8 protein-coding genes and 1 pseudogene are annotated in these 12,174 nt (G+C 57.1%); 5 read left to right on the top strand and 4 right to left on the bottom strand.

The window, feature by feature from the left end; translation table 11 throughout:
* Window positions 1-189 precede the first annotated feature (189 nt).
* Window positions 190-696, top strand: a complete 507-nt coding sequence (locus tag DV706_RS17000) for a hypothetical protein (RefSeq protein ID WP_136350747.1) — start codon at window positions 190-192, stop codon at window positions 694-696.
* 460 nt (window positions 697-1,156) lie between these two features.
* Window positions 1,157-2,938, top strand: coding sequence for a hypothetical protein (locus tag DV706_RS16995; RefSeq protein WP_006067704.1), 1,782 nt, complete (start codon window positions 1,157-1,159; stop codon window positions 2,936-2,938).
* Between the two features lie 293 nt (window positions 2,939-3,231).
* Here the strand turns inward: DV706_RS16995 and glmS are convergent, their stop codons facing one another.
* From glmS to DV706_RS16980, 3 genes are all read right to left on the bottom strand, one after another.
* Window positions 3,232-5,028, bottom strand: a complete 1,797-nt coding sequence (gene glmS / locus DV706_RS16990; protein WP_006067705.1) for a glutamine--fructose-6-phosphate transaminase (isomerizing) — start codon at window positions 5,026-5,028, stop codon at window positions 3,232-3,234.
* Window positions 5,028-6,212, bottom strand: coding sequence for a sugar phosphate nucleotidyltransferase (locus DV706_RS16985; RefSeq protein ID WP_006067706.1), 1,185 nt, complete (start codon window positions 6,210-6,212; stop codon window positions 5,028-5,030). Before DV706_RS16985 ends, glmS begins: the two co-directional genes overlap by 1 nt.
* A 488-nt stretch (window positions 6,213-6,700) precedes the next feature.
* Complete coding sequence (locus DV706_RS16980; protein ID WP_240756787.1) at window positions 6,701-7,387, bottom strand: hypothetical protein; 687 nt, start codon at window positions 7,385-7,387, stop codon at window positions 6,701-6,703.
* Window positions 7,388-7,739: 352 nt separating this feature from the next.
* Between DV706_RS16980 and DV706_RS16975 the strand changes: the two are divergent.
* The 3 genes and pseudogenes from DV706_RS16975 to DV706_RS16965 form a co-directional block, all read left to right on the top strand.
* A pseudogene (locus DV706_RS16975) lies at window positions 7,740-8,552 on the top strand (glycosyltransferase family 2 protein); the annotation flags it as partial.
* Between the two features lie 548 nt (window positions 8,553-9,100).
* A complete protein-coding gene (locus DV706_RS16970; RefSeq protein ID WP_161569782.1) occupies window positions 9,101-10,066 on the top strand; it encodes a glycosyltransferase in 966 nt (321 codons plus the stop codon).
* A gap of 190 nt (window positions 10,067-10,256) precedes the next feature.
* Window positions 10,257-10,934, top strand: coding sequence for a polysaccharide deacetylase family protein (locus DV706_RS16965; protein WP_136350748.1), 678 nt, complete (start codon window positions 10,257-10,259; stop codon window positions 10,932-10,934).
* A gap of 47 nt (window positions 10,935-10,981) precedes the next feature.
* Here the strand turns inward: DV706_RS16965 and DV706_RS16960 are convergent, their stop codons facing one another.
* Entirely contained in the window at window positions 10,982-11,992 is a 1,011-nt protein-coding gene (locus DV706_RS16960) for a glycosyltransferase family 2 protein (RefSeq protein ID WP_006067711.1), read from the bottom strand.
* Between the last annotated feature and the right edge of the window lie 182 nt (window positions 11,993-12,174).

Below are 12,174 nucleotides of genomic sequence, written 5' to 3'. Positions count from 1 at the left end.
ACACCGATCACGGATCAAACATGATGATTAGTTCACTGAGTGACGGACAACGATTCTAAAACGGAAGAAGACATGAATCGGCAAACAATAATTGTACTCTCGATAGCAGCAGTCGTCACCGTGGCCGCAGCAGCGATCGCTGCCTCAGACAATCACACGAGCGACGCGACTGAGAATGATTCAACAGCTATGACCGAAACCAAACTCGAGTGGGGAACAATCACGCACGATTCCGACGACGACACCGGCACTACGGCCGTCGACGTGACTGTCGAGGCCGAAGCCGACGTCTCGGTTTCGACGATGGCGGCCCTCAACGCGACAGATGAGTATCGAGACGACACGACCGCGGGCGACGACCTCGAGACGGAGCCGTTCCCGTGGGGTGTCGTCCACTACACGACCGACGACGACACTGGCGCCACCGACGTCACGGTGATCGTCGACGCCGAAGACGACGTTTCGGTCTCCGTAACGACGCTCTCCGAAGACGGCACGCAGGAGTCGACGTCGACGGTCCACCAAAGCAGTACGACGACGGCGGGCGCAGACGGTGACGCGGGCGCGGACGTGAACGTCTCGCAGTCGACGACTGTCTCCCAGTCGTCAGTCAACGTCGAATCGAGTGCGGTCGCCCACGGTGAGGACGGCGACGACGGCGAGGACGGTAGCTCCGTCTCGATCGACATCGACTGACTCGAGAACGGATACGAATCGGTACTGATCAAAGACACCAGAGGGCACAGTTGAGGTTCTACCCACTCGAAGCCCGTTGTCCAGTTCGGGGTTCCGAACGCCTCGGAGCCTTTTCGCCGTCGATGGCGAGAGATAGCCGTGATATTCGTGTTCCGTACTCGAGAAAGTACCGTGAAACGCTGTAGTTACGCAAGTGCGCTCGGGCGCCACGCAGCGAATGATTCCCACTACCGCCTCGAAGACGGCCCCTACGACAGTCACGGTTTCGTACTGATCCATGCCAGCGACACGATATGCCGCTCGTGCGAGACGGACTAACTCACGGTAGTCACCGAACTAATTCGCGTGTGTGACAGTATGCTGGTGGTTTATTTCGATAGATCATGGAAGAACACTAATGCGTTTATGAACGAGCATTCAGCGAATCAATAACAATACCCGCATCGGCTGTGGTCGGCGTATGGTCGATTCGACCAACAGACGACGGTTCCTGGCTGCGAGTGGTATCACAGTCGTCGGTCTCAGTGGCTGTCTCGGCAGCGACGACGAGCCGGAGGAAGAAGACGAACAGACACAAGCCGACTCGAGTGACGACGAACCGAACGAAAACAACCCCAACCAGCGGACGATTCAGTGGGGTGGGCAAGGAAGCGAAAACGCGACCCAAGAGTGTGCAGAGGACGAGGTCGGCTTCTGGAAGTGGGTACTCACGCCTGGTGGACCCGAGGCCATCGAAGAGGCGACGCTCTTCGTTACCATCCAGCCGACTGATCCGAACGCAGAGCCGGTGACCCTGGAGGTCGAGGGCTTTACGCCGGGCGGTCCACGAGGGGTGTTTCAGTTCAACGTCTTCCTAGAAGGCGGTGGGACCGTCCAGAGCGCGTTCGTCGAGTTCACTGGAGGCGGAGCCAATCCTCTACTGACGATCAGCGAAGGAGAATGCAGGGAAGACGACGACCCAGTCGACGTGACGGTTATCACCGACCCCGAAACCGACGTCAACGATTCCACCGCGACGCTCAACGCGGAACTCTTTCCCTTCGAGGAGGAGTTCGATGCGGTCGACGTCTTCTTCGAGTATCGAGTCGCTGGTTCGACAGAGTGGATCCGGGTGCCAGGAGATCCCGACTCGCTCTCAGACGAAGGTGGCGAGTTCAGCGCGGAGATCCCCGTCGAGCCAAACACCGACTACGAGTTCCGGGCGGTCGCAGTCGCACCCGACGGGACGGAGTTTACGGGGGAAATCCGAACGTTCACGAAGGAAGATGAACCCGACATGACGAAGCCGACGGTCGTCACCGGCCCGGCGACCGACGTCAACGAGTCGACGGCAACCCTCAATGGCGAGCTGACCGATCTCGGCAGCTTCGGCGTGGCCGACATCGAGGTGTTCTTCGAGTACCGACCCGTCGGCACTGAAGAGTGGCTCGCGACGGAGCCAGAAACGCTCGAGGAACTCGGTCCGTTCAGCGCGGCAATCGATGTCGAACAGGGCGTCGAGTACGAGTATCGTGCAGTCGCCGTCGCGAACGACACGCGGGCGACCGGCGAGATACAGACGTTCCGAAAGGAGGTACCGGATAAGGAGCTTCCCGAAGTCGTCACCAAACCGGCGACCGAGGTGAACAAGAAGACGGCGACACTCAACGGGCAACTGCTCACGCGCGGTGACTTCGACGAGGTGCACGTCTTCTTCCAGTACCGGATCGTCGGCGCGGCGGAGTGGCTGATGACCCCCGCACAGACGCTCACCGAGCCGGGGCCGTTCAGCGTCGAGATTTCGGGACTCCTCACGGGCGTCGAGTACGAGTTCCGAGCGATTGCCACGGCAAACGATGTGGTCGTCGCCGGGCCGATCCAGCGGTTCACAAAGGAGCCGGACGAGAAAGAGCGCCGGAAGAAGGAGAAACTCGAGAAGAAGAAACACGCCTACGAGCGCAAGAAACGCGAGTACAAGAAGTACAAGAAGAAATACGAGAAAGACCAGATCGACAAGACGACCCTCGAGAAGAAAAAGCGCGCCTACGAGGACGCCAAGCACAAGTACGAGAAATACCGGAGAAAATACACGAAATACGAGCGGAAGAAAATCGCCTACAAACACGAGAAAGGCGAGTACGAGAAGTACGAGAAGAAATACGAGAAAAACCGCATAGACAAAAAGACATACGAAAAGAAGAAAGGCGCCTACAACGACAAGAAACGCGCCTACAAAGAGACAGAAAAGAAACTCGAGTGTTAAGAGGGACCAACTGATACGGATTGCCGTAACGATGTATCGGCGCAACTGCGACCTGAGTTGCGGTTGCGCCGGTAATGGCTCACAGCAGTCCGTACGAGCACCCACGTCCGTGTAATTCCCATCTTCTGTGGCCCGAAATGAGCGATCCGAACTGGTCAGTACCCAGGTCTTCTCTCACTGCGGTCGGTCGTTGCGGGCTGAGCAACATCGACAACAGAAACAACGACCCCACTGACGACAGTTCAACAGTTTCGTTGACTCTTACTCGAGGGCGAGTGACATCGAAAGTACCGTTACTCGACGGTGACGCTCTTGGCTAAGTTCCGTGGCTTGTCGATCGATCGGCCGAGTTGGTTTGCGACCCAGTATGAAACGAGTTGTAACTGGATGTTTGCCAAGATTGGAGCGAACAGCCTGTGTGTGTTCGGGATCTCCAGTACGTGGTCAGCGTGGGTGGCGACCTGCGCTGGGACGTCCGTAACTGCGACGATCGGTGCGCCACGGGATTCGACCTCCCGGACGTTTCCGAGCATCTTCTCGGCGTTCGAGTCCCCGGTAAGCATCGAGAAGACCGGGGTTCGTTCGGTCACCAGTGCCAGTGGCCCGTGTTTCAACTCACCGGCAGGGAACCCCTCGGCGTGTTTGTACGTAATCTCCTTCATTTTGAGCGCCCCCTCGAGCGCGACCGGTGCGTTGTAGCCACGGCCGATGAAAAAGTAGGCGTCTGCGTCCACGTACTCGTCAGCGACCGTCGCCGCTTGCGATGTATCGAGAATCGACTGGACCTGATCCGGGAGCGCCCGCAACGCCTTGATGAACGCACTCGAGCACGCTCCTGTCAGCGCTCGCGAGAGCATCGCCAGCGCGACCTGCTGTGAGGCGAACGTTTTCGTCGCAGCGACGCCGATCTCGGGACCGGCGCGGATGTACATCACGTAGTCCGTCTCGCGTGCTGCCGAACATCCAACCACGTTCGTCACCGAGAGCGTCTCGGCGCCGATGCGGTTTGCGGCTCGAAGCGCACCCAGGGTGTCTGCCGTCTCCCCGCTCTGTGTGACGCCGACGACGAGCGTCCCCTCGTCGACTGGGATCGCATCGACGTCGTACTCACTCGCCAGAAAGGTGTTTGTCTGTATCCCCTGTTCGCGAAATAGTCTGGCTCCATACAGTGCGGCGTGATATGATGTCCCACAGGCGACGAAGTGGACCCGTTCCGGTCGCTCGAGTCCCTCGAGTTCGTCGATTTCGATCGACGCGTCCAGCTCGCGTGGCCGCCCGCGAAGACACTCGCGGAGGGCGTGTGGCTGTTCGTTGATCTCTTTGAGCATGTAGTGATCGTATCCGCTTTTGCCTGCGTCTTCGATATCCCACTCGACGGTCTCGACCGGCATGTCGACGAGGCTGCCCTGTCCGTTAGTAATCTCGACACCCGAGGGAGTGATCGACACGAACTGCCCGTCTTCGAGATAGACGACGTTGTCTGTGTATTCGAGAAACGCCGGGACGTCACTCGCCAGAAAATAGCTGTCGTCGCCGATTCCGAGAACGAGTGGTGACTGGTGACGCGTAGCGTAGACGGCTTCGTCTCCGGAGACAACCGCTGCCACCGCATAGCTCCCCTCCAGTCGCGAAATCGCCCGCCTGAACGCCGTTTCCGGCTTGTCGCCCCGCTCGAGCGCCGCTTCGATCAGATGTGGGATCACTTCGGTGTCGGTGTCGCTTTCGAACTCGTGGCCGTCGGCCTCGAGTGCGTCGCGCAGCTCCTGATAGTTCTCGACGATCCCGTTGTGCACGACGGCAACGCGGCCGTTACAGCTCGTGTGGGGATGGGCGTTCGTATCGGAGGGTGGGCCGTGCGTACTCCATCGCGTGTGCCCGATCCCCGCAATACCCTCGAGTGTGGTCGCCGGAAGCGTCTCCTCGAGTTCCGACAGTTCGCCCTCGCTTTTATACACCGAGACGGTGGCGTTGGCGATCGCGACGCCGGCCGAATCATAGCCTCGGTACTCGAGACTCGAGAGGCCGTTCAACAGGACTTCCGACAGCGCCTCGTCTCTCCGCGTTCCAGTGTAGCCGATGATTCCACACATCAGGATCGAACCTCCGTTCCCGCCTCGAGTGTTCCACGAACCGTCGTCCCTGCTTGGATCTCCGTGCGTGGGCCGACCAGTGTGCCGGGGACGTACGTGACGCCGCCGTGATCGTGGACGCGATCGGCTAACAACGCACCCAGCGTTTCGTTTTCGAAGACACGATCCGCGACGCGAACGTCGCCGGGACCGCCGGGAATCGTCGACCCCTGACCGATTCTCACTCCCGTTCCGGTGACACACTCGGTCACCGTTGCGTTGGCTCCGATACGCGTATCGGTGTCGACGACGCTCCGTTCGACGACCGCGTTCGAGCCGACAGTAGTGTTCTCACCGAGACAGACGTTGGGGCCGACGACGGCACCCGGTTCGATAACGCAGTCCCGATCAACGATGACGGGTTCACGAATCACTACAGATTCGTGAACCGTTGCCGTCTCGTGCACGTTCCTCGTCGACTGTCTATCGATGAGGCCGGTGTTGAACAGTTCGAACGAGACATCGAGAAGATCCCATGGATACGTCGCGTCAACCCAGAGCCCCTCGGAAACCGCACCACGAACAACGTCTCCCCACTCGACGAGTTTCGAGAGCCCATCGACCAGCAAGCGTTCACCAGCCCGCGGTTCTGCCGCTCGGATGGCGTCGAACGCCACCGGCTCGAGCACGTAGATGCCCGCGTTGAGGAGATACTCCCGGTCATCGGGCGGGTCTTCTACGATCGTCGTAACCCGGTCTTCATCTACCAGAACGCCACCGTAGCCATCGACGCTCGAGCGCTGCAACAATGCGACCGTTGCGGCGGTGTCGTGTGCCTCGAGTGTGTCGCGGATGATCCGGCTCGCAGCAATCTGATCGCCGTTGACCACGAGACACGTCCCGTCGACGGCTGCTTCGGCGGCGAGGACGGCATGGCCGGTGCCGAGTTGCTTGTCTTGGGTGACGTACGTAAGCGGCACGTCCCGATAGGAGGGTCCGAAATGCGATTGGATCCGTTCCCGTTTGTATCCGACTACCACGACGATCTCGGTAATCCCTGCGTCGATGAGTTGATCGAACACGTGCTCGAGGATCGGTTTTGCAGCCGCCGGAAGCATCGGTTTCGGCCTGTTTTTCGTCAACGGATGCAATCGGTTCCCCTCTCCAGCCGCTAAGACGATCGCAGTGGTGTCGTTGTCGTTCATATACTCGTCCTTCGATATCGAAGCGTCTTTTGACCCGTCGACCGTATTGTCAATTAAATAATAAATGTGCCGATTATATTCACCACACTGCCACTGTGATCTGCTTTTTTAAACACTGAGAAACTCTCACTCGTTCCGAGACAGCAGTTGGGCAATAGCAGGACTCACGCGGTCGGGTCCACTATCCCTTGTTTCCGATTGTTCCAACTGAGTTATACTCTCGTTATCGTATTTTGTTTCTGAAAAATTCGACTGCCGGTCGCTTCCGAACGGACCCACCATCGACCCCGAGACATCAGGTCGCTGCGAGAGCGGAGATGGGATCGGGGCGTCCCCTCCACGGAAAACGTGTTTTGACGCCACTTCGCTGCCGAGCTATAGTAGCCACTGATCGTCAGCGTACACCAGATCGCACGACGGCTGCGCGATCTGTCTGTTCATCGGTCCTGTTGATACGATATCGCGTCCACAACGGACGCGATCGACCATCACTCGATTTCAATCGCCCACTCGACCTGTTCGCTGTCGACTGCCACGTCGATGTAGCCGATCCCGTTGACGTGTACCGACGTTGCACCGCGGAACTCGCCGAGGGCGTGAAACACGAGTTCGCCGCCGTCCCACACATAGTCGCTTGCGTCCCCATCTTGTGGGATCACACGCACGCGAAAACTCCCGTCCCCCTCGTGTGCTCCGCCAACCAGTGTCGTGTCGTCGAACAGAATCGGTCCCAGCCAGCCCGGGCCGGAGTTCGTCACCGAAATCGGTGGCGTCTCCGCGTCGTCTTCGTCTACATCCGGCTGCGAAAGGTGCAACTCCCACTCCCCATCGGCATCGACGTAAATCGCGTACGTTCCCTCCTCGATGAACGTGCCGGTGGTGCCATCGAACGGTCCGAACTGCGTGAGCAACGACTGTGTTTGTCCACCGTCGCGGGAGACGGCTTGAACGAAGAACTCACCCTCGCCGTCGTGTGTCGCCTCGAGAACCGCTGGCCCGCTCTCGGTCTCGAACTCGTCGGTCACTGCAACGCCGTCGCCAGCGAACTCGAGCGATGCTGACGCTGCCCGGTCGTCGTCGGCTTCCGTTTGGACCTCGGCGAGGGCCCGTCGAGAGACACCACCCATCCCCACGAGTACAGGCCCGCTAGCCACGAGCAGAGTGCGTCGGTACATACCGCTTCCTGTGAGGATCGCGTATATAATTTATCGGGATCGAAACACGATGGTAATCACGGATAACGCTGCATCTCCCGCATGACGCCAGCCGCGACCCACGGTGGGCTGAGTCCTGAAAGCCATTGTCAGTACTTCACAAAGCTGCTTACTGCGAATGTGCATAGCAAGCAGACGTTCTAATTAACCAGCTTTGTGAAGTACTGGGGCTGACATCTGACTCAAATTTACCAATCAAGCATATTACTGCCAATATATAGAGTATTACAATTCGTAACAGTCCATCGGTTTTTCGCCCTCCGTGGTCTGCCTCATATGTCGAATCGTAACTCTGGTGGTTCGGTTCGTAATCATGTATAGAAATAACACTGTCGGTGTCGTCGTCCCAGCGTACAACGAGAGCGGTTTGGTTGGCGATGTCATACGGAAACAGCCGGACTACGTCGATCGAATTTACGTCATCGATGATCGTTCAACCGACGATACGTGGACCGAGATTCTGGCGGCGGGCTCCGACGCCGGAGGCGCAATTTGCGTCGGATCGGGTGGAATAGGGCGCACAACGTGGAAGATCCCTGAGACCCAGGCAGTCGTCTACGAATCCAGCGGGCGCGTCGTTCCGATTCGTCACAGAGAGAACCGGGGCGTAGGCGGTGCGATCAAATCCGGGTACCTGCAAGCCCGTGAAGACAGAATGGATATTACAGTGACAACTGATGCCGACGACCAGATGGACCTGGGTCAAATGACCAGATTGCTAGATCCGATCGTGGACGGAAGAGCGGACTACACGAAGGGGAACAGACTGTCGTCAAGGAAACTGCAGGATTCGATGCCGACGGTGCGGTTCGTTGGAAACGTTCTTTTGACGCTCTTGACGCGTATTGCTTCCGGTTATTGGCAGATGATGGATTCACAGAACGGATACACCGCAATCTCGGCGCAGGCGCTTGAGTGCATCGACGTGGAAGACCTCTTTGAATACTATGGGCTTCGCAACGAGCTACTCGTGAGACTGAACGTCGCCAATATGAGGGTTAGAGACGTTCCGATGGAGCCCGTTTACGGCACTGAGGAGTCCCATATTAGACTCGGACAATTCATACCAAAGGTTTTGATCATGTTAATACAAAGCTTCCTTTGGCGAATGAGAACTCAGTATCTGAAATAAAAAACTGACCGGCGACCCAGAACTTCTTCATCGAACTGACTCGCCATTCGCATCCCCAATCGCGATAGTAACTGCACCGCTCGTCGCCGAAGCGAGTTGGAAACCCGACAGCTATTGGTCCGGATCTCCCACAGCCACGATGCGCTCATGAAACCAGTAGTGAACTCCCCCATCCTACTCGTTCACGGCTGACGCCGTTCGCTCCTTGAGGATAGTGAATTAGCGCTTAACCCCAGTTAATGATCTGAACGAGTTAGCATCAATATGTACTGTCTCCGCCAGCTAAAACTGATAGGCCTTCTATCTCAATATCATCTCTTCATGGGGCTATCTATCAGCCTCGAAATCGTTGTGTTCTCTAGAGAACTTCTATCTGATCATCAGTGTGTATCGGTGTCGATACACAACACCACATTTAGTAGTTATAGGAGATTTCATCCGTGAGTAACATACTACTTCGTCATCGAAGCGGAGACTCAACAGAGTATTCCCGCTACAGACGATGCTGCGGTACTATGTCGCCCGTCTTGGACATAGCCGCTATGGATGCGAAAACGAACGAAACGATGCGAGAGGCGACCGATCCGTACGTCGTAGTCGATCCCACTCCGGAATCGCTAACCGCTGATGTCGTGAATCCGGACGAGTTGCCGGCTGTCTCGGTGTGTATTCCGACGTACAACAGCGAAGAGACAATCGAACGGTGTCTTCAGTCGATAACCAAGCAGGAGTACTCCGATGTCGAAATCGTCGTCATAGACGGCGGTTCGAATGACCAGACGACGGCGATCGCTCAACGATTCGCCGATGAAGTCGTGATCGATACGGGGCCGCTAGGGAGCGCGAGACAGACCGGACTGGAACGCTCGAGCGGAGAACTCGTCGCTCTATTCGACTCCGATATTTATCTTCCGGCCAGTGGATGGCTCCGTCGAGCAGTCAAGTACTTTAATTACGATGAGCAGGTGAGCACCGTGTGGCCGGTCTTGGTACCGCCGCCGAGTTCCTCCCCGATCTCGAAGGCGTACGCTCGCCACTTCAACTTAATTCTCGAGGACCGTATACGCAACGAGGTCGGGCTGTTGGGTCTCGGTAACGCCCTGTTTCGGCGCGACGTGTTCGAGGAGGTCGGCGGTATCGACCGATCAGTTCACTGGGGGGAAGACATCGACTGGGCGCGGAAGTTCCGGGACAGCGGGTACCAGGTAGTTTACTTGGACGATCCCATCTACCACGATACGATGAAGACGCTCTCGGAATTCGCAAGGGCACAACGAGAAGGGGCCAAGTCGTTCGCGACCGGCGAGGGCTTCATGGATTTCCCGATGACCAGGTTACTGTACGAACAGTTCGGGCTCGGGGCCAAGGGATTCGTCCGTGGAATGGCAAGGGGCGACACCGGATGGGCCGCCTTACCTGCGTTGCTTAGCGTCCGGGCGCTCGTATACGGGTTTTATTTCGGGAGAAACCAACTCCAGCGTCCTGTCAACCAGTTCAGTGGCGGCTAGTTCTGACGTACCGACGGAACGATATGGTTCGTTTATTAATGTTTCCTGAGAACGTACGATCGATTCGCAACGAATCAGAGGAACGACATTGATACCGACGCATCGAATTTGGTCCGCGTTGGCGCTTGTCGATGAGTACCTTGGTTTCTCGTCGACATTGCCGTTCCCCGACTCCGGGAACCGGATCCTGATGTATCATTCCGTCAGCGGTGGATACCACGACGATATCTCGCTCGCCCGGTTTCGAAATCAAATCAAACGGCTCGAGGCGGAATACGACATCGTTGACCTGACTGACGTGACCGAAACGACGGCTCGGCCTAGGATCGCGCTGACGTTCGACGATGGAACAACCGACTTTTACGAGAACGTTCGGCCGGTCCTTCATGAGTACGACGCCCCTGCGACGGTATTCGTCGTTTCGAACGCTCTTCTCGATGATCAGTTCACTCACGACGAGCACTACGATCACGAGTACATGACCGAGAAACAGCTCGCGGAACTCGCCGACGACAAACTTGTGACGATCGGAAATCACTCGAAATCACACCCACGGCTGTCCGAACTCACCGGCGACAAGTTAGTATCGGAGATCGCGGGGTCGAAGGAGGAACTCGAGGAATCACTGGGGATTGACGTGACTCGATTCTGTTACCCCTACGGCGATCATTCTCGAGAGGCCGTAGAAATTGTCCGATCTACCCATGATCTTGCGGCGTCTATCGAAAATGAGGTACACGTTGATGAGACATCCAACCCACACCGTCTTCCGCGGATAAACGGCGCTAGCGAACCGTACGAACTCGACTGGGCACTGACCGATTGCAGCGCGTACGTCGCGAGGATGGCGAACACACTCTTCGACTGAGGCACTCGAGAATTAGCACATCGGGTTCGTCGGGTCGTCGATCGGTACTACCCGGCAGCTCTCGCGGCCACTCGAGCGTTGGCCAATCGAAGCCGCGGATTCAGGAAGTATCGACGATACGCTTTTGCGGTCCGCTTGGTTATCGTCGGAGGAAAAAACGACAGCGAGTACAACACACAGAGCATCGGACTCGGTTTCGAGAAACTGACCGCCTGCCGCACGTGATCCTGCGCTTCTTTCGGGTAGCCGTATCTGAGCCGCTCTCTGGCCACCTTGCGATGATAGTCCGTCAGTTCTTCCCGGGAGAGGTACTGTCTCGCGGCCCGAACTCCGTCCCGATCGACGATCCGTTTCAGTTCCAACCAATCTTCGGGTTTCTTTAATTTCTTTACCGCCAATAGGTCGTACAGCCATATCTTTTCGAGCGAAGAACCGTAAGCGCTGTCTGTTCGGATCTGCTGTTCGTAGAGCGGTTCGTCGATGTTCCGAACGTCGTATCTATCCGCGAGCCGTAAAACGAGCTCATAATCTTCCGCCAGTTCGAACCACTCGTGGTAGTACCCGACCTCCTCAAGTGCGGATCGTCGAACGATCATCGAACCGTGAACGAAGTGATTCACGTCGACGAGATCGGAGAGCGACGGATCCGCCGCGACCCGCCGACGAGCGATCCGATCGCCGCTCTCGTCGACGAGCAACGCACCGGTACCGACGGCAGCGACCCCTTTGTTGGCATCTAAGTACCGAGCCTGTCGTTCGAATCGCGTTCGGTGCGATCGATCGTCTGAATCGTGACAAGCGACGTACTCTCCACGTGCCTTTTCGATTCCTCGGTTACGAGCGGTCGGGATTCCGGAATTGGTCTCCAATCGAACCGTCTGGATTCGATCGTCGTCGTACGATTCAATTATCGAATGCGTTCCATCAGTCGAACCGTCGTTGACGATCACCAGTTCGAAGTCCGAGAACGTCTGGGCGAGTATACTATCGATCGCCGATCGTAGGTACTCGGCGGCATTGTACGTCGGCATCACGACGCTGAGGGCAGGGTCGTCCATAGTCACGAAGTATAGGGCCCGTATCACGCCGAGGCTAATAAACCGTCACCGGGCAGAATACTGGGAACGACGGCCAAGATCGAATTAGTGACTTGATCCAGCTAAGATCTCACCAGTCTTTGCTTAGAATAATCAAACTCTGGTGTATTTTGGCGTACCAAGATATAATCCGATTTTATAAC

The organism is Natronorubrum bangense (assembly GCF_004799645.1).
GTDB lineage: Archaea > Halobacteriota > Halobacteria > Halobacteriales > Natrialbaceae > Natronorubrum > Natronorubrum bangense.
This window is presented reverse-complemented; position numbering and strand designations above follow the sequence as displayed.

Bases quoted from the DNA above. Each gene is read 5' to 3' on its own strand.
- DV706_RS17000 (WP_136350747.1), top strand. From the start codon at position 190: ATGACCGAAACCAAACTCGAGTGGGGAACAATCACGCACGATTCCGAC.
- DV706_RS16995 (WP_006067704.1), top strand. From the start codon at position 1,157: ATGGTCGATTCGACCAACAGACGACGGTTCCTGGCTGCGAGTGGTATC.
- glmS (WP_006067705.1), bottom strand. From the start codon at position 5,028: ATGTGTGGAATCATCGGCTACACTGGAACGCGGAGAGACGAGGCGCTG.
- DV706_RS16985 (WP_006067706.1), bottom strand. From the start codon at position 6,212: ATGAACGACAACGACACCACTGCGATCGTCTTAGCGGCTGGAGAGGGG.
- DV706_RS16980 (WP_240756787.1), bottom strand. From the start codon at position 7,387: ATGTACCGACGCACTCTGCTCGTGGCTAGCGGGCCTGTACTCGTGGGG.
- DV706_RS16970 (WP_161569782.1), top strand. From the start codon at position 9,101: ATGGATGCGAAAACGAACGAAACGATGCGAGAGGCGACCGATCCGTAC.
- DV706_RS16965 (WP_136350748.1), top strand. From the start codon at position 10,257: ATGTATCATTCCGTCAGCGGTGGATACCACGACGATATCTCGCTCGCC.
- DV706_RS16960 (WP_006067711.1), bottom strand. From the start codon at position 11,992: ATGGACGACCCTGCCCTCAGCGTCGTGATGCCGACGTACAATGCCGCC.